At 72.2% G+C, this 20,697-nt stretch carries 19 protein-coding genes; 9 read left to right on the top strand and 10 right to left on the bottom strand.

From position 1 onward, the window contains the following. Positions 1–18: 18 nt before the first annotated feature. Complete coding sequence (locus V7S47_RS23220) at positions 19–1,320, bottom strand: nucleotide sugar dehydrogenase (protein WP_336563799.1); 1,302 nt, start codon at positions 1,318–1,320, stop codon at positions 19–21. A gap of 115 nt (positions 1,321–1,435) precedes the next feature. Between V7S47_RS23220 and V7S47_RS23215 the strand changes: the two genes are divergently transcribed. From V7S47_RS23215 to V7S47_RS23200, 4 genes are all read left to right on the top strand, one after another. Then, on the top strand, positions 1,436–2,647 hold the full coding sequence (locus V7S47_RS23215; protein WP_336563798.1) for an Ig-like domain-containing protein: 1,212 nt from the start codon (positions 1,436–1,438) through the stop codon (positions 2,645–2,647). A gap of 68 nt (positions 2,648–2,715) precedes the next feature. Beyond that, on the top strand, positions 2,716–4,557 hold the full coding sequence (locus tag V7S47_RS23210; RefSeq protein ID WP_336563797.1) for a fibronectin type III domain-containing protein: 1,842 nt from the start codon (positions 2,716–2,718) through the stop codon (positions 4,555–4,557). After that, complete coding sequence (locus V7S47_RS23205; RefSeq protein ID WP_336563796.1) at positions 4,554–6,134, top strand: glycosyltransferase family 2 protein; 1,581 nt, start codon at positions 4,554–4,556, stop codon at positions 6,132–6,134. The genes V7S47_RS23210 and V7S47_RS23205 overlap by 4 nt, the downstream gene beginning before the upstream one ends. Positions 6,135–6,336: 202 nt before the next feature. Beyond that, positions 6,337–7,251 carry an endonuclease domain-containing protein gene (locus tag V7S47_RS23200; protein WP_336563795.1) on the top strand — a complete coding sequence of 305 codons (915 nt, stop codon included), beginning with the start codon at positions 6,337–6,339 and terminating at the stop codon, positions 7,249–7,251. A gap of 99 nt (positions 7,252–7,350) precedes the next feature. On the opposite strand, the gene V7S47_RS23195 is transcribed toward V7S47_RS23200, so the two are convergent. The 3 genes from V7S47_RS23195 to V7S47_RS23185 all read right to left on the bottom strand — a co-directional run bounded on the left by V7S47_RS23195 (position 7,351) and on the right by V7S47_RS23185 (position 10,035). Next, on the bottom strand, positions 7,351–8,718 hold the full coding sequence (locus tag V7S47_RS23195) for a WD40 repeat domain-containing protein (protein ID WP_336563794.1): 1,368 nt from the start codon (positions 8,716–8,718) through the stop codon (positions 7,351–7,353). Continuing rightward, positions 8,715–9,206 carry a SigE family RNA polymerase sigma factor gene (locus tag V7S47_RS23190; RefSeq protein ID WP_336563793.1) on the bottom strand — a complete coding sequence of 164 codons (492 nt, stop codon included), beginning with the start codon at positions 9,204–9,206 and terminating at the stop codon, positions 8,715–8,717. Before V7S47_RS23190 ends, V7S47_RS23195 begins: the two co-directional genes overlap by 4 nt. Positions 9,207–9,357: 151 nt before the next feature. Next, positions 9,358–10,035 (bottom strand): Crp/Fnr family transcriptional regulator, encoded by a 678-nt coding sequence (locus tag V7S47_RS23185; RefSeq protein ID WP_090854061.1) that lies wholly within the window; start codon positions 10,033–10,035, stop codon positions 9,358–9,360. 153 nt (positions 10,036–10,188) lie between these two features. Here V7S47_RS23185 and nth point away from each other — a divergent pair, with 153 nt between their 5' ends. Genes nth through V7S47_RS23160 form a run of 5 tightly spaced genes read left to right on the top strand, consistent with a single transcriptional unit; the run spans position 10,189 to position 13,674 of the window. Further along, positions 10,189–10,908, top strand: a complete 720-nt coding sequence (gene nth, locus V7S47_RS23180; RefSeq protein ID WP_336563792.1) for an endonuclease III — start codon at positions 10,189–10,191, stop codon at positions 10,906–10,908. Then, positions 10,905–11,504 carry a TlpA family protein disulfide reductase gene (locus V7S47_RS23175; protein ID WP_336563791.1) on the top strand — a complete coding sequence of 200 codons (600 nt, stop codon included), beginning with the start codon at positions 10,905–10,907 and terminating at the stop codon, positions 11,502–11,504. Before nth ends, V7S47_RS23175 begins: the two co-directional genes overlap by 4 nt. Next, positions 11,501–12,250: an NUDIX hydrolase gene (locus V7S47_RS23170; RefSeq protein WP_336563790.1), complete on the top strand. Its 750-nt coding sequence runs from the start codon at positions 11,501–11,503 to the stop codon at positions 12,248–12,250. Before V7S47_RS23175 ends, V7S47_RS23170 begins: the two co-directional genes overlap by 4 nt. Next, positions 12,247–13,422, top strand: a complete 1,176-nt coding sequence (locus V7S47_RS23165; protein ID WP_336563789.1) for a MarP family serine protease — start codon at positions 12,247–12,249, stop codon at positions 13,420–13,422. Before V7S47_RS23170 ends, V7S47_RS23165 begins: the two co-directional genes overlap by 4 nt. Positions 13,423–13,431: 9 nt before the next feature. Continuing rightward, on the top strand, positions 13,432–13,674 hold the full coding sequence (locus V7S47_RS23160) for a hypothetical protein (RefSeq protein WP_336563788.1): 243 nt from the start codon (positions 13,432–13,434) through the stop codon (positions 13,672–13,674). Here V7S47_RS23160 and V7S47_RS23155 read toward each other — a convergent pair. From V7S47_RS23155 to V7S47_RS23130, 6 genes are all read right to left on the bottom strand, one after another. After that, positions 13,658–14,071, bottom strand: a complete 414-nt coding sequence (locus V7S47_RS23155) for a phage holin family protein (protein WP_336563787.1) — start codon at positions 14,069–14,071, stop codon at positions 13,658–13,660. The genes V7S47_RS23160 and V7S47_RS23155 overlap by 17 nt on opposite strands. Positions 14,072–14,113: 42 nt before the next feature. Further along, positions 14,114–15,436: a Na+/H+ antiporter NhaA gene (gene nhaA / locus V7S47_RS23150; protein WP_336563786.1), complete on the bottom strand. Its 1,323-nt coding sequence runs from the start codon at positions 15,434–15,436 to the stop codon at positions 14,114–14,116. Between the two features lie 157 nt (positions 15,437–15,593). Then, on the bottom strand, positions 15,594–17,561 hold the full coding sequence (gene acs / locus V7S47_RS23145; protein WP_336563785.1) for an acetate--CoA ligase: 1,968 nt from the start codon (positions 17,559–17,561) through the stop codon (positions 15,594–15,596). Positions 17,562–17,916: 355 nt separating this feature from the next. Further along, complete coding sequence (locus V7S47_RS23140; protein ID WP_336563784.1) at positions 17,917–19,533, bottom strand: solute symporter family protein; 1,617 nt, start codon at positions 19,531–19,533, stop codon at positions 17,917–17,919. A gap of 1 nt (position 19,534) precedes the next feature. Beyond that, positions 19,535–19,891, bottom strand: coding sequence for a DUF485 domain-containing protein (locus tag V7S47_RS23135; protein ID WP_336563783.1), 357 nt, complete (start codon positions 19,889–19,891; stop codon positions 19,535–19,537). Positions 19,892–20,150: 259 nt separating this feature from the next. After that, positions 20,151–20,513, bottom strand: a complete 363-nt coding sequence (locus V7S47_RS23130) for a GIY-YIG nuclease family protein (protein ID WP_336563782.1) — start codon at positions 20,511–20,513, stop codon at positions 20,151–20,153. Positions 20,514–20,697: the final 184 nt, after the last annotated feature.

Raw genomic sequence — 20,697 nt, 5'->3', positions numbered from 1 at the left:
CTCAAGCAACGGTGGGCGTCAGACGCGGGTGCCGAGGTTGGCGGGGAGCTTGTAGGTCGCGTCGAGGACCAGGCCGGCGTGGGCGAGCCAGTGCACGTCCTCGTCCGGGTGCAGGGTGTGCACGACGACGAGGTCCCAGGCGCGGCGCCAGGGCTGGCCGGTGCTGGACAGGACGCCGTCGTCGACGGCGACGTGCTCGACGTACGGGTCGGCGTACGACACCTCGGCACCGCCGCGGCGCAGGCGCTCGATGATCTCCAGGGCGGGCGACTCGCGGACGTCGGCGACGCCCGGCTTGTAGGAGACGCCGACGACCAGGACGTGCGCGCCGGCGAGCGGGCGGCCGGCCTCGGCGAGCACGTCCTTGGCCCGCTGGACGACCCGGCCGGGTCGGGCAGCGACGGCGCGCATGGCGGCGTCGACGACCGGGGCCTCGGCGCGGTCGGCGCGCAGCTGCCAGAGCAGGTAGTGCGGGTCGCAGGGGATGCAGTGGCCGCCGACGCCGGGGCCCGGGTTGAAGGCCATGAAGCCGTACGGCTTGGTCGCGGCGGCACTGATCACCTCGGTGACGTCGAGGCCGAGGCGCTGGCACACGTCGGCCATCTCGTTGGCGTAGGCGATGTTGACCGCGCGGAAGGTGTTCTCGTGCAGCTTGGTCATCTCGGCGGCCTCGGGGGAGCTGACCTCGTGCACCAGCGGAGCGGTACGACGCAGCACGTCCGCCGCCCGCGCGGTGCAGGCCGGCGTGAGCCCGCCGACGACCCGCGGGGTGGCCTCGACGGGGAAGTCGACGTTGGCGGGGTCGATCCGCTCGGGGGAGAACGCGACGTGCACGTCGACGCCGGGGACCAGGCCGCGGGCGCGCAGCGGGCCGTCGAGCAGGTCACGGGTCGTGCCGACGTACGTCGTGGAGGTGAGCACGAGCAGCTGCCCGGGGCGGGCGCGCTCGACGACGACCTGGCAGGCCGCGCGCAGCGCGGTCAGGTCGGGGGTCAGGTGGTGGTCGACCGGGGTCGGCACGCAGACGATGACGGCGTCGGCCTCGGTGAGGCGGTCGGCGTCGCCGGTGACGACGAGCCGCTTGTCGCCCTGCAGGCCGGCCAGCCGGTCGAGGTCGCGCGGGAGCAGGTCGACGTCGTTGCGGGCGATCGCGGTACGCCGCGGCTCGCTGACGTCGTACCCGACGACCCGGCCGCCGCCGGCGACGTAGGCGAGGGCGGTGGGCAGGCCGACGTACCCGAGGCCGACGACGGCCAGGGTCGGGACGTCGGTCGGGACGAGGGTGGCGCCGGTGGTCGGGCGCTCCTGGGTCTGCGACATGTCAACGGCATCGGTCGTGTCGGCGGCATCTTGAGTGAATCCACACGATGTCCTCAGGCCCGCCCGGACCGGGCCGACTCCTGGGGGACGCCCCCTTCACAGGAGACAACTTCCCATGACCTCATCCCCCGTCCGCCGCACCGCCTTCGGTGCCGTCGCCGCGACCGTCCTCGGCCTGGTGGCCGCGGTCGCGCCGGTCCAGGCCGCCAGTCCGTCGTACGCCGTCGTCTGCTCCTCCTCGAACGTCGACGTGCAGCGCGACCAGGCGAACACCTTCACCCTCAGCTGCCTGGACACCGACGGCGACGCCGTCGACCAGTACGTCGTCGTCACGCAGCCGACCAAGGCGCAGTCCTTCTCGGTCGACGCCGCGACCGGCGTCGTGAGCTACCGCCCGCTCGCCAACGCGACCGGCACCGACACCTTCACCTTCAAGGGCGTGCGCACCGGTCTCGCGGAGAGCCCTGTGACCACCGCCGTCCTCACCATCGAGAACGAGCGGCCCACCTGCGGCACCGTCGCCCCGCTGACCGTCAAGCACGACGCCTCCGTGGCCGTCCCGCTGGTCTGCACCGACGCCGACGGCGACACCCTCCAGATCCAGACCGGTACGACGGGCGCCGCGCACGGCACCGTCGCCGTGGTCGGCGGCCAGGCCGTCTACACCCCGGCCCCGCGCTACACCGGCGCCGACTCCTTCACGCTGGTCGCCACCGACGGCGCCCTGGTCTCGACGCCGGCCTCCGTGGCCGTCACCGTCACCAACGCCCGCCCGGCCTGCACCGGCGGCGCCCTGCGCACCGTCCACGACCGGACCGCCGCCTTCGCGGTCTCCTGCGCCGACGCCGACGGCGACGCGCTGACCCGCTCGGTCGTCGCGAAGGCCCAGCACGGCACCGTCACGGTCAAGGGCGGGACGGCGACCTACAAGCCGGCCGCCGGCTACGTCGGCACCGACGTGTTCACCCTGGCCGCGACCGACGGCATCCAGGCCTCGGCCCCCGTGGCCTTCGCCGTCCAGGTGACCAACGCGCTCCCGCGCTGCACCGGCGCCACCCGGCTCACGGCCCGGGCGGCCAGCAAGGCCAAGAAGGCCAAGATCGCGGTGAAGCTGACCTGCGCCGACGCCGACCGCGACGCGCTGAAGATCTCCGTGGCCGCGAAGCCGAAGCACGGCGACCTGGTCCGCAAGGGCGCGTCCTGGACCTACGTGGCCGACAAGGGCTACAAGGGCAAGGACTCGTTCTCCCTGAAGGCGTCCGACGGCGTCTCGGCGAGCAGGCCGGTGAAGTACTCGGTCACCGTCAAGTCCGCCAAGAAGCGCTGACCGATCCCGTCCCGGGTGACCCGGGGGCCGTGCGCCCCCGGGTCGCCCGCACCCCCAGGAGCCCGAACGTGCCGTCGTCCGCCGCGACCGTGGTCGCTGCCCTCCTCACCAGCCTGGGGCTGGGCCTGCTCGCCGCGGCCCCGGCCGAGGCCGCTCCCACCCCGGGGCCGACCCGCCCCGGACCGCTCACCGTCGCGACCGTGACCCAGCAGGGTGCCGTCGTCGACTTCGGCCGCTCGCGGGGCGCCGGCCGGCTCACCTACCGGATCAAGGCCGGCGGCAAGACGGTCGCCACCACCCGCCGTACCTCCCGGGTCGCCGTGCCGCTCGCCTGCGGCCGCACCTACCGCGTCACCGCCGTGGCCGTCGACCGCCGGGGCCGCCGCTCCGCCGCCTCGCCCGGGGCCAGGCTGCGCACCCCCGCCTGCCTCGATCGCACCGCTCCAAGCGCGCCTGCGTCGCTGACCGCGACGAGTCGGACCGGCAGCGAGGTCCGGCTCACCTGGCCGGCCGCCGGCGACCGGGTGGGCGTCACCGGCTACCTCGTCTACCGCGACGGCGTCGTCCTGGGCGGCTCGGCCACCCGCTCGTACGTCGCCCGCAACCTCCGCCCCAGCACGACGTACACCTTCGCGGTCCGGGCCCGCGACCGCGCCGGCAACCTGTCCCGGCCGGTGACCCTCCGGACCACCTCCGGCCGGCCCGAGCAGGCCACCGGCGACGTCCGCGCCTACGTGCTGACCAGCGACGGCGAGTCGTTCACCGACGCGCAGCGCCACTACCGTCGGCTGGACCGGGTCTTCCCGACCTTCTTCGAGGTCTCCCGCGCCGGGGACGTCACCGGCACCGGCCGGCCCGCCCTCACGACCTGGTTCCGGGACCGCGGCGTGAAGGTGCTGCCCCGCTTCCACTCCGAGGACCCCGGGGCCATCGAGGCGCTGGTCGCCGACCCGGCCGCGCGCGCCCACGGCGCCGCGACGATCGCCGCGATCGTCCGCGACGGCGGGTACGACGGCGCCAGCCTCGACCTCGAGATGAACATGCCGGCGACCGGCGTCGGCGACCTGACCAAGATGCAGCGCTGGCAGCGGCTCCGCGACGGCTACAGCGCCTTCGTCGAGGAGATCACCGCGCTGGTGCACGCCGACGGCGGCCTGGTCAGCGTGGCCGTCTCGCCCAACTGGTGCACCCGCACCGACCCGCAGACCCGGGCGGTCCTCTACTGCACCGACTCCGCCTCCGCCAGCACGGTCCGCCCACGCGCCTACCTCTTCGACTACGCGCGGCTCGGGGCCGTCGTCGACGAGCTCTGGGTGATGTCCTGGGGCCTGCACTGGTCGACCAGCGAGTCCGGCCCGGTGGCCGACGCGCGCTGGCTGGCGGCCGTGACCGACTACTTCCACGACCTGCTGGAGGACCGGCCGGACGTCACCGCCGAGCTCACGCTCGGCACCAACCTCTACGCCATGGACTGGTCCGAGACCGTCGTCCGCACCGACCGGATCGCCTGGCCGGGCACGCCGTTCCCGACCGCCCCGGCCTGCCCGGTGCCGACTCGCACGGCCCGTGCGCGGACGTCGTACGAGGGCACGCCGGGGGCGGGCACACTCGTCGTCGAGTGGGTGTGCCTGAGCCGCGCCGCGACGACGCGCGAGTACGACGGCGTCCTCGCCGTGCTCGGTCAGTTCACGTCGCACGTGTTCGACACCGACTCGGCGGAGAACGTGATGACCGCCGCCGACCCGTCCGTCCCGGGCGCCCAGCGGGTGCTCTGGTACGTCGACGACCGCACGATCCAGCGGCGCGCGGCCCTCGCGGCCGACCGCGGCTGGAACCTCGGGTTCTGGCGGCTGGGCCGCGAGGACCAGACCATCTGGAACCTCGCCGAGCTGCAGGGGAGCAAGCCGTGACCGCCGTCCTCGAGCCGGAGCTCGTCGTCCCCGCGGAGCCGGCGCCCGCCCCGGCCCCGCGCCGTCGCGTCGGCTGGGCGCACGCCCTGTGGCGGCTCACCGTCGTCGCGTACGCCGCCGCGCTGCTCGTCTTCGTGCTGTCGCTGAAGGTCGGCGACGCGCTGGCCACCTCGCTGGTGCTGCAGGTCTACGCCTACCTGCTCGCGGCGTACCTGGTCACCCGGGTGGCGGTGGCCTTCCGCTACCGCCCCGACACCACCACCGTGCCCGATGCCGACCTGCCGAGCCTGGTCATCGCCGTGCCCGCCTTCAACGAGGAGGCGCACGTCGAGGACACCATCGACGCGCTCTTCCGGGTCGACTACCCGGCCGACAAGCTGCGCGTGGTCGTGGTCGACGACGGCTCCAGCGACGACACCTGGGCGCGGATCAAGACCAGCGCCGTGCGGCACCCGCTGCTGGACGGCATCAAGTTCTCCCGCAACCGTGGCAAGCGGGCCGCGATGGCGGCCGCCGTACGAGCCGCGGACGGCGCCGACCTGGTGGTCTTCGTCGACTCCGACTCGGTCCTGGAGCCGCAGGCGCTGCGCGAGCTGGTCAAGCCGTTCCTCGGCGACCGAACCGGGCGGGTCGCCGCCGTGACCGGCCACGCCGACGTCCAGAACCCCGGCACCAACCTGCTCACCCGGCTGCAGCAGGTCCGCTACTTCGCCGCGTTCCGGGTCATCAAGGCCGCGGAGTCGCGGTACGGCGCGGTCACCTGCGCGTCCGGCTGCTTCTCGGCGTACCGCCGCTCCGAGCTCCTCGAGGTCCTCCACGAGTGGGAGAACCAGCGCTTCCTCGGCCAGGAGGCCACCTTCGGCGACGACCGGGCGCTCACCAACGCGCTGCTGCGCCGCGGCCGCGAGGTCCGCTACCAGTCGACCGCGGTCAGCGCGACGCTCGTCCCGGACCGCTGGAAGGCGTTCCTGACCCAGCAGCTGCGCTGGAAGAAGTCCTGGCTGCGGGAGACCCTGTACGTCGTCCGCTTCGCCTGGCGCTGGCCGCTGATCGCCGCGTTCGGCGTCTACGCCAGCGTGCTCTTCCAACTGCTCGGCCCGCTGGTCGCCCTGCACTCCCTGGTCATCCGCCCGGTCTTCCTCGGCGGCTCGCCCTGGCTCTACCTGGTCGGCCTGCAGGTCGTCGCGGTGCTCTACGGCCTGCTCTACGCCGGCGTGAAGCGCAGCCCGCACTGGTGGGGCGGCATCGCCTACGCCTTCGCCTACTCGGCCGTGATCAGCTGGCAGATCTACTGGGCCATGCTCACCCAGCGCAACACCTCCTGGGGCACCCGCGACTCGTCGATCACCGGCGAGGGCCCGCCCCTCGCCGTCGCCGAGGTGGTCGGCGAGCCCGGCGACACCGGCCTCCCGCTGCTCTGCGCGCCCGGTCGCCGTCTCCCCGCCGTCCCCTCCACCCTCGGCGAGCGTCCCGCCGTCCCCGACTGGGACGCCGCCACGCGGCGCGACTGGGTGGTCGGCGTGCTCGCCGTACCGCTGTCGTCGCTGCCGGTCCTGTGGTGGGTGTTCCTGCGCTGAGCGGCGGCGCGGCGCGGCGCGGGTCCGTCGGTCCCTCGGTCCCACGACCGGCGCAATTGCGCTGGTTACGGGCGAGTAGCGCGATCTGAGTCCCCCGACCGGCGCAATTGCGCCGGTTGCGGGCAGTGGCGTGGACGGCGCCGGTGGCTGGGCCTGTGGATAGCGGGATGCCGCCGATCGGCGCAGCGGGCAGCGTGGGCGCATGGCCGCGGACGACCTCGACGAGCACCGTCCGTTCACGCGTGCCCAGCTGCGGAAGGCCGGCCGGGATCCGGAGGTGCTGCGGCGCCAGGAGTACGTCCAGGTCATGCGGTCCGCCTGGGTCCACCGCGACGGCGTCGACGACGACACCCGCATCCTCGCGGCCCTGCTGATCCACCCGACGGGTGCCTTCGCGAGCCACTTCAGCGCCGCGCGGCTGTGGGGGTTGCCGGTCCCCGACCACCGTTTCGAGCACGTGACCGTACGCCGGCGCAAGGACCGTCGCGAACGCCCCGAGCTGAAGTCTCACGTGACCATCCGCGCGCGCCGACCCGCGTCGGTCCGGGGCATCCCGACGACCGACGTCGTCACGACCTTCATCGAGCTGGCCGGCTGGCTGAGCCTGGTCGACCTCGTGGTCCTGGGCGACGCCATCGTCGCCGCCGGTCACGTCAGCCCGTCGGGGCTGCTGCGGAAGTGTCGGGCGTCCGGCGACTACTACGCGAAGGCGGCGGCCCGGGCGGCGTCGTATGTCCGGAAGGGCGTCGACTCGCCGATGGAGACCCGCCTCCGGATGCTGATCGTGCTGGCCGGCCTGCCCGAGCCGCTCGTGAACGTCCAGGTGCGCGACGAGGTCAACACCATCAAGCGCCGCTACGACCTGTGCTATCCCGAGCTGAAGCTGGTGATCGAGTACGAAGGCCGTCAGCACGCGGACGACCCGCAGCAGTGGGAGCGCGACATCGAGCGCCGCGAGGAGCTCGACGACGAGGACTGGCGGATTCTGCTGGTGACCTCGAAGGGCGTCTACCGCGAGCCGGAGCGCACCCTGCAGCGAATCCGCGGGCTGCTGGCCAAGCGCGGCATGACCGACGTCCCCGAGCTCGACGAGACCTGGCGCGAGCACTTCGTCTGAGCGGCCGGGCGGCTACCCCGCCACCCGGGAGTGGCGCAATTGCGCCAGTTACGGGCCAGTACGGCGCGTCAGGTCCCACAACCGGCGCAATTGCGCTGTTCAGGGGACAGGACGCCGCACGCCAGGGGAGGAGTACGGCGAGCGCCGGGTCCGCAGCAGGAAGGTCCAGGCCAGGAGGGCCAGCGCGGCGGCTACGACCAGGATCCATCCGCCGATCGTCACGACCCGGCCCCAGTCGGTCGGCCAGTCGGGTTCGGGGCGGTCGACGGTGGGCCTTTCGGTGGTCATCAGGTCGGTGGCCAGGGTCAGAGTGTCGGGGACGCCGGCGTCGACGGCGGCGACGGTGGCGCTGGTGCCGTCGCGCTCGAGCAGCAGCAGGGCGCCGTCCGACGAGTCGAGAGTGCTGGTGCGGACCACGAGCCGATCGGCGGTGATGCCGAGGACGGTGGCGGTGCCGCCGGCGACGGGGTTCAGTTCGCCGCTCGCGTCGATGGTGGAGACCTTCAGGCGGCGATCGAGCAGCTGTACGGCGAGTTCGGAGTCGATCCCGGCGGCAATCGAACCGTCGGCGGTGACGACGCCGCGGCCCGACCAGAATCCGCGGAGGCGACGCGCTTCCCGATGCTCTCCGTCCCAGCGGATCACCCGGTCGTTGCCGACGATGCTCAGCACCCCGTCGGCGGCGATCGCCACCGTCATGGCACTGGGCTCGCCGATCCGCATCTGGTCGACCGAACCGTTCGTGAGATCGATCCGCCCGGCGACCGGCGTCGCACTCCCGGTGGAGCCTTCGGTCCAGGAGGCGTAGCGCTCACCGGTCCAGCCGAGCCAGTGACCGTCGGAGGACCAGGTCAGGGACCCGACGGCCGTGCCCTCCGCTCCGAGGATCGGGTGGTCGGTCACCGAACCCTCTTCGAGGTCGAGCACCCGCACGCCGCTCGGGATGGGCTCCGTTGCCGCGTCGGGGCCGAAGTGGGCGTAGGCGTAGGCCAGGCGCAGCCCGTCCGGTGACAGCGCGACCGGCGAGCCGCCGAGGCCGTAGTTCAGGAGGAAGTTGTTGCCGCCGAAGTCCGGGAGATCGAGCAGGTGGTACGCGCCGTCCGCGGCCCCCACGACCACCGGCAGTCCTCCGGGCGTCGTCCAGGCGGCGGCGGCTGTCCCGACATCGAGCTGCGACGAGACCTCGTCCCGCATCCACGAGTCGTCGTTCTCCCGGTCCGACATCCGCTCCGGCACCGCCCACAACCGGTTCGGCACCCCGAGCGACCGCCCGTCGACCGGCTCGACCTCGTCCCGCGTCGGCAGCCAGACCAGGGTCCCGGCGATCGCCAGCACGGCGACGACCGCGGCCACGACCCCGAGCCGGTCGCGCCGACGGGCACGTCGCGCCCGCGCCCACGTGTCATCGGGTACGACGACCTCCGGAGCCCGGGCCGCGATCCGCTCCAGCTCGTCGTGGATGCTCATGACGCTCCTCCCACCAGGTCGCCGAGCTCCGGCGCGAGGGTGCGCAGCCGGGCCAGCGCGTTCCGGGTCGTGGACTTGACCGTGCCCGGGGAGATCCCGAGGGCGTGCGCGGTCTGGACCTCGGTCAGGTCCTCGAAGTAGCGCAGCACCAGCACGGTCCGCTGCCGCACGGTCAGCAGGGCGAGGGCGCTCTCCAGGCTGAGCCGCAGGTCCGGGTCGGACGGGACGGCGGGGGCGTCGTACGAGCCGAGGCGGACCTCGGACAGCCGCCGGCGCCGCCACCACGAGACGTTCTGCGTGTAGAGGATCCGGCGGACGTAGGGCTCGGGGTCGCCCTCGATCCGCGACCAGGCCTTGGCCGCCCTGAACAGCGCCGTCTGGACCAGGTCCTCGGCGAGGTGCGCGTCCCCCGTGAGCAGGTACGCCGTCCGCGCCAGCGCGCTCGTGCGCGCCACCACGAACGCGTCGAAGTCGTCCTCGTGAGTCACCCGACCCCCTCTCACCCCCTCCTACGCCGGGCAGGGGGTGTCCGGGGGGTCGGTCGGGCCGACTTTCTCCGACCTTTTCAGCCGAACCCGGACGTTCCTGGGTGAAGCAACGCCCGGCAACGTCCTAGTTATCCGGTGAACCGGGGAAGTGTCAGCGGGCCCGCCGGGCCAGCCGCTCGACGTCCATGATCACGACCGAGCGCGGCTCCAGCCGAAGCCAGCCGCGCGAGGCGAAGTCGGCGAGCGCCTTGTTGACGGTCTCGCGGGAGGCGCCGACCAGCTGGGCCAGCTCCTCCTGGGTGAGGTCGTGGTGGACGTGCACGCCGTCGTCGGCGGTGCGGCCGAAGCGGTCGGCGAGGTCGAGCAGCGCCTTGGCGACGCGGCCGGGCACGTCGGAGAAGACCAGGTCGGCGACGACGTCGTTGGCCTTGCGGAGCCGGCCGGCGAGCTGGGCGAGCAGACCGCGGGCGACGACCGGGCGGCCCTCGAGCCAGCGCAGCAGGTCCTCGTGGGAGAGCGACGCGAACGCGGCGTCGGTGACGGCGGTGACCGTGGCCGAGCGCGGGCCCGGGTCGAAGAGCGACAGCTCGCCGAACATCTGGCCGGGGCCGAGGATGGCGAGCAGGTTCTCGCGGCCGTCGGACGACGTACGGCCGAGCTTCACCTTGCCGTCGAGGACGATGTAGAGCTTGTCGCCCGAGTCGCCCTCGTGGAAGAGCACGTCGCCGCGGCGCAGCCGGTTCTCGGCCATCGACGCGCGCAGCGCCGTCGCGGCCTCGTCGTCGAGGGCGCTGAACAGCGGCGCCTGACGCAGTACGTCGTTGTCCACGGGTCCTCCTGGTTGACCGGATGTCCGCCCTCACCTGCGCAAAGGCATTCCGTCGTGATCCTAGCCAGTGGGGTATCTCACAGGCGACACCGGACCCCCGCGAGTCGCGGGTACGCCGGCCGCACTGTCGGTGCCCCGCCGTACCCTGAAGTCGTGCCTGTGACCCCGGTGACCGCGATCAAGCCCGACACCAGCCTGGTCCGCCGAGCCCGCAAGGTCGACCGGGTGCTGGCCGAGACCTACCCCGACGCGCGCTGCGAGCTCGACTTCGACGACGCGTTCCAGCTGCTCGTCGTGACGGTGCTGTCCGCGCAGACGACCGACAAGCGGGTCAACGCCGTGCGCCCGACCCTGTTCGCGGCCTACCCGGACGCGCGGGCGATGGCCGCGGCCGACCGCGCCACCCTGGAGGGCATCGTCGGGCCGCTCGGGTTCTTCCGGGCCAAGACCGAGTCGCTGCTGCGGCTCAGCGCCGCGCTGGTCGAGGACCACGGCGGCGAGGTGCCCGGCCGGCTGGTCGACCTGGTCAAGCTGCCCGGCGTCGGCCGCAAGACCGCCAACGTCGTCCTCGGCAACGCCTTCGACGTCCCCGGCATCACCGTCGACACCCACTTCGGGCGGCTGGCCCGCCGGCTCGGCTGGACCGAGGAGACCGACCCGGTCAAGGTCGAGCACGCGGTCGGCGCGCTCTTCCCGAAGCGGGACTGGACGATGCTCAGCCACCACCTGATCTGGCACGGCCGTCGTCGCTGCCACAGCCAGAAGCCGGCCTGCGGCGCGTGCCCGGTCTCCCAGTGGTGCCCGGCGTTCGGGGCCGGGCCGACCGACCCCGAGGCCGCCGCCAAGCTGGTGAAGACCGAGGGTCGCGCATGAGGAAGGCCCTCGGAGCGGCGGCCGTGCTGCTGCTCCTCGCGAGCGGCTGCGCGCCCGATGCCGAGGACACGACCATCGGCGGCGCCCGGCCCTCGCGCGTCGACGTCGACACCCCCGAGCTGCGTGAGCTGAAGGCCGAGATCGGGGTCGAGGACTGCGTGCCTGGCGACGGAGACGTCGGAGGCCTCCCCGACCTCACCCTCGCCTGCCTCGGCGGCGGCCCCGACGTCGACCTCGCCACGCTGCGTGGGCCCCTGGTCCTCAACTTCTGGTACGCCGCCTGCGGCCCCTGCCGCCACGAGATGCCGGCGATCCAGGCGTTCCACGAGCAGCACGGCGACCGCGTCCCGGTCGTGGGCATCACCAACGACCTGTTCCCCGCGCAGGCCCTGGAGCTGGCCCGGACCACCGGCGCGACGTACCCCCAGCTGGCCGACCCCGGCAACGACGTCCAGGGCACCGACCTGCGCCCCCGCGGCTACCCGACCTTCGCGTTCCTCCGCGAGGACGGCACGGTCGCGATGTCGGCCGGCGGGATCGACTCCGTCGCCGAGCTGACGGCGCTGGTCCAGGAGCACCTGGGGGTCACCCTGTGACCGAGCCGGTGGTCCTGCCCGACTGGCTGGTCCCGGTCCGCGCGGCGGCCGAGCGCATCCAGGCCTCCGACCTGACCCGGTTCGTCCCGCCCGAGGGCGCAGGCGCCCGGCTGGGCGCGGTGCTGATGCTGTTCAGCGAGGGCCCGTCCGGCGGCGAGCTACTGCTCACCGAGCGCGCCCACGACATGCGGTCCCACCCCGGCCAGGTGTCCTTCCCCGGCGGCTCGCTCGACCCGGGCGAGGGCGTCGTCGACGCGGCGCTGCGCGAGGCCGAGGAGGAGGTCGGCGTGGCGCCGTCCTCGGTGGAGGTCTTCGGGTTCCTGCCCGAGTTGTGGCTGCCGCCGAGCAACTTCGCGGTCACCCCGGTGCTCGGCTGGTGGCGCGAGCCGGGCGGTGCGTCGGTGGTCAGCCGGGCCGAGGTGCACGCGATCCACCACGCGCCGATCAGCGAGCTGGTCGATCCCGAGCACCGGATCACCGTCCGTCACCCCAACGGCTACACCAGTCCGGGCTTCCTGATCGGTCCAGACAAGGACGTCATCCTGTGGGGTTTCACGGGCGGGATCATCGCGCGCCTGTTCGACTACCTCGGGTGGTCCCGGCCGTGGGACGATGCGCGCGTCCGCGACCTCCCGTCGTACATGCTGGCCGGCGACTCGCGCACGCAGCGCAACGCCCGGGCCGGGATGCTGGACATCGAGCACGACGACCCGCACGACGAGAACGAGGACGAGGAGCCGGGGTGAACCTGCTGGACTGGCTGCTCGTCGCGCTCGTCGTCGCCTACGCGCTGTCGGGCTACTGGCAGGGCTTCATCACGGGCGCGTTCGCGACCGCCGGCCTGCTGCTGGGCGGTCTGTTCGGCGTCTGGCTGGCCCCGGTCGCGCTGGGTGACGCCTCCCCGTCGATGTGGGTCTCGCTCGGGGCGCTGTTCATCGTCATCCTGGCCGCCTCCCTGGGCCAGGCGCTCTTCCAGTTCGCCGGCGCCAAGATCCGCAACAAGATCACCTGGCAGCCGATCCGCGCCCTCGACGCGATCGGCGGCGCCCTGCTGAGCGCGGCCGCCGTCCTGCTGGTCGCCTGGGCGCTCGGCGTCGCGGTCTCCGGCAGCCGGATCGGCGAGGTCACCCCGCTGGTCCGCGAGTCGACGGTGCTGGCCAAGGTCAACGGCGTGCTGCCCCGCTCGGCGCCCAACGTCCTCAACGCCTTCAACGACGTCGTCGGCACCAGCTTCTTCCCGCGCTACCTCGAGCCGTTCGCCCCCGAGCGGATCGTCGAGGTCGCCCCGGGCGACAACAAGCTCCTCGAACGGCGTCGCGTGCGGGTCGCCCAGGAGAGCGTGCTCAAGGTCCGCGCCAGCAACCGCTGCGGGCGCGGCGTCGAGGGCACCGGATTCCTGTACGCCGAGGACCGTCTGCTCACCAACGCCCACGTGGTCGCCGGCGTCGACGAGCCCGAGGTGCTGCTCGGCGAGGACTCGGTGCCCGCGACCGTCGTCCTCTACGACCCCCAGCTCGACCTCGCCGTGCTCCAGCTCGACGCCGAGGGCCGCACCCCGCTCGACCTCGACGAGACCGCCGAGGCGCAGGACCCGGTCGTCATCCTGGGCTACCCCCAGGACGGCCCGTACGACGCCCAGGCCGGCCGGATCCGCGCCGAGCAGCGGCTCCGCTCGCCCGACATCTACGGCAAGGGCTCGGTCATCCGCGAGGTCTTCTCGCTGCGCGGCCTGGTCCGCCCCGGCAACTCCGGCGGCCCGATCGTCGCGCGTGACGGCGACGTGGTCGGCGTCGTCTTCGCCGCGTCGGTCACCGACGAGGACACCGGCTACGCCCTGACCGCCGCCCAGGTCGCCGGCACGGCCGCCGAGGGCATCACGCGCAGCAGCGAGGTCTCCACCGGGGAGTGCGCCGGGTAGGCGGTGCGGATGGGCCACCGGATCCTGCACCTGTCCGATACCCACGTCAGCGCCACGGGCCCCGACGTCACCCGGATCGACCTGACCGCCCCACCACCGCTCGTGCGGGCGGTGCTCGGCGCCGGCGCCTCGGTGGTCGACCTGGACGGCCCGTCACCGGTCTGCCACGTGCTGCACGCCCGCGACCAGCGGGCGGGTGAGCAGGTCTACGTCTACGACCCGGTCACCGGCGACGTCACGACTGGCCCTTGAACGCCTTCGGGATCTCGCGGCCCTGCTCGATGGCCTTCTCGGGCGGGCCGACCTGCTTGACCTTCTTGATGCCGACGAAGACCAGCAGCCCGGCGATGCCGAGGTAGAGGCCGAAGACGATCAGGAACGCCCAGTGCAGGCTCAGGCCGCTGCCGTTCCAGTGGATGAAGTAGGCGATCGCCACCGAGAGCATGATGATCGCCAGCACGGCGACGAAGCCGGCCGCGGCGAACATCGCGATGCCGATCCCGCCGGCCTTCACGCTCACCTTCAGCTCGGACTTGGCGAGCTCGATCTCCTTGGAGATCAGGGTCGAGATGTCGCGGCTGGCGTCGGCGACGAGCTTGCCGATCGTCGGGTCGTCCTTGCGGGGTGCCGGGACGGGTTCGGTGGCCATGCGGACCTCTCCTGAGGGCGAGCGGGATGCGGTGTGCAGACCCTACAAGCCCGTGGGACCGGGTCGGTGGTCGCGTTGGTAGACGTCGGGTACCCCATCGCCGTCCGCATCGATCCCCTCCTCCTCGCAGAGGCGCCGATAGACGCGGTTGCGGGTGCGCAGCACCGCCGCGGCCAGCAGGGTCGCCACCAGCGAGCCGACCAGGACCCCGACCTTGACATGGTCGTCCTGCGGCGAGCCGGTCCCGAAGGCCAGCTCGCCGATCAGCAGCGACACGGTGAACCCGATGCCCGCGAGCATCGCCATCCCGACCACGTCGACCCACGACAGCTCGTCGTCGAGGTCCGCGCGGGTGAAGGTCGCCAGCAGCCAGGTCGATCCGGCGATGCCGACCGTCTTGCCGACCACCAGCCCGGTGACGATGCCGAGCGCGATCGGGTCGGTCAGCGCGTCGGTCAGCCCCGCGAGACCCCCGACGTCCACCCCGGCCGCGAAGAACGCGAACACGGGTACGGCGACTCCCGCCGAGATCGGTCGCACCAGGTGCTCGAGGTGCTCGGCCAGCCCGGGACCGGCGTCCGGTCCGCCAGCGGCCTCGCTGCGCAGCACCGGCACCGTGAACCCGAGCAGGACGCCCGCCACCGTCGCGTGCACCCCCGACTCGTGGACCAGCACCCACGCGACCAGCGCGAGCGGCACGAGCAGCCACCCGGAGCGGATCCGCCGCTGGACCAGCGCCGCGAACAGGGCGATCGGCACCAGCGCCAGCAGGAGGTACGACGGCCGCAGCTCGTCGGTGTAGAAGATCGCGATGATGGTGATGGCCAGCAGGTCGTCGACGACCGCCAGCGTCAGCAGGAAGGTCCGCAGGCCGGACGGCAGGTGCGTGCTGATGACCGCGAGGATGGCCACCGCGAACGCGATGTCGGTGGCCGTCGGGATCGCCCACCCGGTCAGGTCGCCGTCGGCGCCGAGGTTCCACAGCACGTAGACGATCGCGGGCGCAGCCATGCCGCCGACCGCCGCCGCGACCGGCAGCGCGGCCCGCCGCGGATCGCGCAGGTCGCCGGCGACGAACTCCCGCTTCAGCTCGAGTCCGGCGACGAAGAAGAAGATCGCCAGCAGCCCGTCCGCCGCCCAGGTGCCCAGCGACAGGTCGAGGTGCAGCGACTCCGGGCCGACCCGGAGGTCGCGGAGGTCGGCGTACGACGGCGCCCAGGGCGTGTTCGCCCAGACGATCGCGATGAGGGCGCCGACGATGAGCAGGAAGCCGCCGGTGGTCTCGGCGCGCAGGACCTCGGCGATCCGGGAGCTCTCGAGGAACGTGCCGCGGGAGAACAGGCGGGGGGAGCGGTGCTGGGACATGGGGCCCTTCGAGGGGTCGGCGACAGGACTGCCGACCAGACTTCCCGGCGCACCACGCCCCACCCTATCCGCGAGCGCCCGGCCCGCCGAGTCGGCGCGAACCCGCGCCGACTCGGCAGCAAGCTCACGCCGACTCGACGATCGGCGAGGGGAGGAGTCAGTCCTCGCCCTTGCCCTCGCTCTGCTTGGCGGAGATCAGGTCCATCACGGAGCTGTCGGCGAGGGTGGTGACGTCGCCGACCTCGCGGTTCTCGGCGACGTCGCGGAGCAGGCGGCGCATGATCTTGCCGGAGCGGGTCTTGGGGAGCTCGGCGACGATCATGATCTGGCGCGGCTTGGCGATCGCGCCGATCTCCTTGCGGACGTGGTTGCGCAGCTCCTCGACGATGTCGGCCCCGCCGTCGCCCGCCTCGTCGCGCAGGATCACGAACGCGCAGACGGCCTGGCCGGTGTCCTCGTCCTTGGCGCCCACGACCGCCGCCTCGGCGACCTTCGGGTGCGAGACCAGGGCGGACTCGATCTCGGTGGTGGAGAGCCGGTGCCCGGAGACGTTCATGACGTCGTCCACGCGGCCGAGGACCCACAGGTCGCCGTCGGAGTCCTTCTTCGCGCCGTCGCCGGCGAAGTACCACCCCTGCTTGGCGTAGCGCGACCAGTAGGTGTCCTTGAACCGCTGGTCGTCGCCCCAGATGGTGCGGAGCATCGCGGGCCACGGCTCGGTGAGGACGAGGTAGCCGCCGGAGCCGTTCGGCACCGACTCGCCCTCCTCGGTGACCACGTCGGCCGCGACGCCGGGGATCGGGATCATCGCCGAGCCGGGCTTGCCGTGGGTGACGCCGGGCAGCGGGCTGATCATGATCGAGCCGGTCTCGGTCTGCCACCAGGTGTCGACGACGGGGGTGCGGTCGCCGCCGATGACGTGGCGGTACCAGACGTAGGCCTCCGGGTTGATCGGCTCGCCGACCGACCCGAGCAGCCGCAGGCTGGACAGGTCGCGCCCGTCGGGGATCTCGCGGCCCTGCTTCATGAACGACCGGATCGCGGTCGGCGCCGTGTAGAAGATCGTGACGCCGTACTCCTCGATGATCTGCCACCAGCGCCCGCGCTCGGGGGAGTCGGGGGTGCCTTCGTAGAGCACCTGCGTGGCGCCGTTCGCGAGCGGCCCGTAGACGATGTAGGAGTGGCCGGTCACCCAGCCGATGTCGGCGGTGCACCAGTAGACGTCGGTCTCGGGCTTGAGGTCGAAGACCGCCCAATGCGTGTACGCCGCGCCGGTGAGGTAGCCGCCCGTGGTGTGCAGGATCCCCTTCGGCTTGCCGGTCGTGCCGGAGGTGTACATGACGTAGAGCGGGTGCTCGGCGTCGAAGAACTCCAGCGCGTGCTCGGTGGAGGCCTGCTCGACCGACTCGTGCCACCACACGTCGACGTCGTCGTCCCAGGCGACGTCCTGCCCGGTCCGGCGTACGACGAGCACCTTCTCGACGACGTCGGTCTTGGTGCGGGCCTCGTCGACCGCGGGCTTCAGAGCCGAGGGTGCGCCGCGGCGGTAGCCGCCGTCGGCTGTGACGACGACCTTGGCCTGGCAGTCGGTCAGCCGGGAGGCGAGGGCGTCGGAGGAGAAGCCGCCGAAGACCACGGTGTGCGGGGCGCCGATGCGGGCGCAGGCCAGCATCGCGACGACCGCCTCGGGGATCATCGGCATGTAGATCGCGACCCGGTCGCCGGCACCGACGCCGAGGTCGGTCAGCGCGTTGGCGGCCTGGCTGACCTCGTCCTTCAGCTGGCTGTAGGTGATGGTCCGCTTGTCGTCGGCCGGCTCGCCGACCCAGTGGAAGGCCACCTTGTCGCCGTGGCCGGCCTCGACGTGGCGGTCCACGCAGTTGTACGCCGCGTTCAGCCGGCCGCCGACGAACCACTTCGCGAAGGGCGGGTTGGTCCAGTCCAGGACGGTGTCCCACCTCTGGTCCCAGCTCAGCCGGTCGGCCTGCTCGGCCCAGAAGCCCTCGCGGTCCGCGGCCGCCCGCTCGTAGGCCTCCTCCTTCAGGTTGGCGTTCGCCGCCAGCTCGGCCGGCGGCTCGAACCGGCGGTCTTCCTTCAGCAGGTTCGAGAGGGTCTCGTCGCTCACGGTGCTCGGTCTCCTGGGTTGGGAATCGGTGACGCGGCCCACACTAGGCCGGGTCGCGTTGCGGTTGCGTCGGCGACTGTCGTCAGGTGCATCGAGAGCGTCGCGTGGGGTCTCGATACGCTCGCTGGCGCTCGCTACTCGACCAACGATCTGAGGTCTCGTTGGACTTGACCAACGATCTGAGGTCTCGTTGGACTCGACCAACGATCTGAGGTCTCGTTGGACTCGAACAACGATCTGAGGTCTCGTTGGACTCGACCAACGATCTGAGGTCTCGTTGGTCGAGTAGCCGCCGAGGAACGAGGTGGCGTATCGAGACCCGCCGCGTTGGCCTGGCCACTCGACCAACGAGTTGCTAATGCTTGATCGCCTGCTCGGCGCCCGCACCGGTGAGGGCGCGGACCTCGAGCTCGTTGTAGCGCTCCTCGGCCTCGGGCTCGCGGGAGGTCACCGAGCCCAGCCAGCCGAAGAAGAAGCCGAGCGGGATGGAGACGATGCCGGGGTTCTCCAGCGGGAACCAGGAGATGTCGATGCTGGTGGGCAGCAGGGACAGGTTCTTGCCGGTGGGGTCCTCGCCCTTGCCGGAGACGATCGGCGAGAAGATCACCAGGCCGACCGAGGAGATCAGGCCGCCGTAGATGCTCCACACCGCGCCACGAGTGTTGAAGCGGCGCCAGAACATGTTGTAGACGATCGCCGGCAGGTTGGCCGACGCGGCGACCGCGAAGGCCAGGGCGACCAGGAACGCGATGTTCAGGTTCTGGGCCGGGATGGCGAGCAGGATGGCGATCGCGCCGATGGCGGCGGCCGCGATCCGGGTCATCCGGATCTCCTGCTGCTCGGTGGCCTGGCCCTTCTTCACCACGTTGTTGTAGATGTCGTGGGCCACCGACGCCGAGGACGTCAGCACCAGTCCGGCCACCACCGCGAGGATGGTCGCGAAGGCCACCGCCGCGATCAGGGCGAGCAGGATCGCGCCGCCGGTCGAGCCGGCACCGCCGCCGACCTCCTCCGCCAGCTTCGGCGAGGCCAGGTTGCCGGCCGCGTCGAGCGTGCTGGTGTCGAGCAGGGCCGCCGCGCCGAAGCCGAGGACCAGGGTGAAGAGGTAGAAGACGCCGATCAGGCCGATCGCCCACAGCACCGACTTCCGCGCGTCGCGGGAGGTCGGGACCGTGTAGAAGCGGATCAGGATGTGCGGCAGGCCCGCCGTACCGAGGACCAGGGCGATGCCGAGGCTGAGGAAGTCGATCTTGCTGGTCATCGTGGCGCCGTACTTCAGGCCGGGTTCGAGGAACGCCGAGCCCGCACCCGAGTTGTTCGCGGCGGAGCCGAGCAGGTCGGAGATGTTGAAGTTGAACTTGATGAGGACCAGCACCACGATCAGCGCGGAGCCGCTCATCAGCAGCACGGCCTTCACGATCTGCACCCAGGTGGTGCCCTTCATGCCGCCGACGGTGACGTAGAAGACCATCAGCGCGCCGACGGCCACGATGGTCAGGTTCTTGACCGCCTGGTCGTCGACGCCGAGCAGCAGGGTGACCAGCGCGCCCGCGCCGACCATCTGGGCGAGCAGGTAGAAGATCGACACGATCACCGTCGAGCTGGCCGCCGCCATCCGCACCGGCCGCTGCCGCATCCGGTAGGCCAGCTGGTCGGCCATCGTGTAGCGCCCGGAGTTGCGCAGCATCTCGGCGACCAGGAGCAGGGCGACCAGCCAGGCCACCAGGAAGCCGATGGAGTAGAGGAAGCCGTCGTACCCGCTGAGCGCGATGGCGCCCGAGATGCCGAGGAACGAGGCGGCCGACATGTAGTCGCCGCCGATCGCGAGGCCGTTCTGGACGCCGGAGAACGAGCGGCCGCCGGCGTAGAAGTCGGCCGTGCCCGAGCTCTGCCGGCTGGCCCAGAACGTGATGCCGACCGTCAGGGCGACGACGGCGAGGAACAGGGTCGTGGTGAGCATTTGGTCGTCCATGTCAGGCCCCCTTCGCCTGGTGCTCGCGGTACTCGTCGTCGAGCTGGCGGGCCAGCGGGTCGAGCTTCGCGGTCGAGAACCGGCTGTAGAGCCAGGCCAGCAGGAAGGTGGTCACGAACTGCAGCAGCCCGAACACCAGCGCGATGTTGATGTTGCCGACGACCTTGGTGCTCATGAAGTCGTGCGCCCAGTTGGAGAGCACGACGTAGAGCAGGTACCAGCTGAGGAACGCGACCGTCGCCGGGAACACGAAGCCGCGGTAGAGCCGGCGCAGCTCGGTGAACTCGGGCCGGGCGTGCAGCTCCTGGTAGACGGGGTCGTGCGGGGAGGCCTGTTTCGGATCGGGTCGTGACGCCACGGTGGGTCCTCTCGGACGAGGGGGTGTGATCGCCGTCACCGTAGGAGCGGTCGTCGTACGACGGAGAGGGGTGCGCGCCCGACGTTCGCCCAGCGGGCGTGCCGCGTCGGCGAGCGGTCGTTCTCGTACGACGAGCGGTCGGCTCTTCTCCCCTGGTTGAGGTGTGAGGGCCGCCAGCCCCGGGCCCTCCTCCCGGTGGTTGAGGTGCGAGGGCCGCCAGCCCCGGGCCCCTCTCCCGGTGGTTGAGGTGCGAGGGCCGCTAGGCCCGAGCCTCGAAACCCGGTGAGCCGGGAGTCGGTGCCGACCCGGTCCCCTCGGAAGTCGCAGCCCGCCGCTGCACGGCCGCACGGCGTGAGAGGTTCGGCAGCGCGTCGTACTCACCTCTGATGAGCGCCTCGCGCTTGCGCCGGCTCCACCCCTGGATGCGCTTCTCGAACAGGTACGCCTCCTCGACCGAGTCGAACCACGCGCTCCAGACGAGCTCCACCGGCCGTCGCCTGCGGGTGTACGCCGCGCCCAGGTCGGGACTCTCGTTGTGCTGCCAGAGCCGCACCTCCAGGTCCCACGTGCTGCCGGCGTAGTAGGAGTCGTCCGAGCAGCGCAGGAGATAGGCGTAGGGCATGCCTGAAGCGTTCCCGGGTGCTCGGTCCGCGGCAACGACGTCGACTGGGGCTGTGGATGACCTCTCGACGCCGACGGTCGAGTCACCGGGTTTCGAGGCTCAGGCCTGGCGGCCTTCGCACCTCAACCAGCGGGGGACGGCTCAGGCCTGGCGGCCTTCGCGCCTCGACCAGCGGGGGACGGCT

Origin of the sequence: Nocardioides sp. CCNWLW216 (assembly GCF_037120545.1) — a bacterium.
Taxonomy (GTDB): domain Bacteria; phylum Actinomycetota; class Actinomycetes; order Propionibacteriales; family Nocardioidaceae; genus Nocardioides; species Nocardioides lianchengensis.
Note: the sequence above shows the minus strand (reverse complement) of the source record. Positions and strands in the feature narration are given on the sequence as shown.

What these genes read in the sequence shown, in the direction of transcription:
- V7S47_RS23220 (WP_336563799.1), bottom strand. Translation starts at nt 1,320, where the DNA reads ATGTCGCAGACCCAGGAGCGCCCGACCACCGGCGCCACCCTCGTCCCG.
- V7S47_RS23215 (WP_336563798.1), top strand. Translation starts at nt 1,436, where the DNA reads ATGACCTCATCCCCCGTCCGCCGCACCGCCTTCGGTGCCGTCGCCGCG.
- V7S47_RS23200 (WP_336563795.1), top strand. Translation starts at nt 6,337, where the DNA reads ATGGCCGCGGACGACCTCGACGAGCACCGTCCGTTCACGCGTGCCCAG.
- V7S47_RS23195 (WP_336563794.1), bottom strand. Translation starts at nt 8,718, where the DNA reads ATGAGCATCCACGACGAGCTGGAGCGGATCGCGGCCCGGGCTCCGGAG.
- V7S47_RS23175 (WP_336563791.1), top strand. Translation starts at nt 10,905, where the DNA reads ATGAGGAAGGCCCTCGGAGCGGCGGCCGTGCTGCTGCTCCTCGCGAGC.
- V7S47_RS23160 (WP_336563788.1), top strand. Translation starts at nt 13,432, where the DNA reads ATGGGCCACCGGATCCTGCACCTGTCCGATACCCACGTCAGCGCCACG.
- V7S47_RS23155 (WP_336563787.1), bottom strand. Translation starts at nt 14,071, where the DNA reads ATGGCCACCGAACCCGTCCCGGCACCCCGCAAGGACGACCCGACGATC.
- nhaA (WP_336563786.1), bottom strand. Translation starts at nt 15,436, where the DNA reads ATGTCCCAGCACCGCTCCCCCCGCCTGTTCTCCCGCGGCACGTTCCTC.
- V7S47_RS23140 (WP_336563784.1), bottom strand. Translation starts at nt 19,533, where the DNA reads ATGGACGACCAAATGCTCACCACGACCCTGTTCCTCGCCGTCGTCGCC.
- V7S47_RS23130 (WP_336563782.1), bottom strand. Translation starts at nt 20,513, where the DNA reads ATGCCCTACGCCTATCTCCTGCGCTGCTCGGACGACTCCTACTACGCC.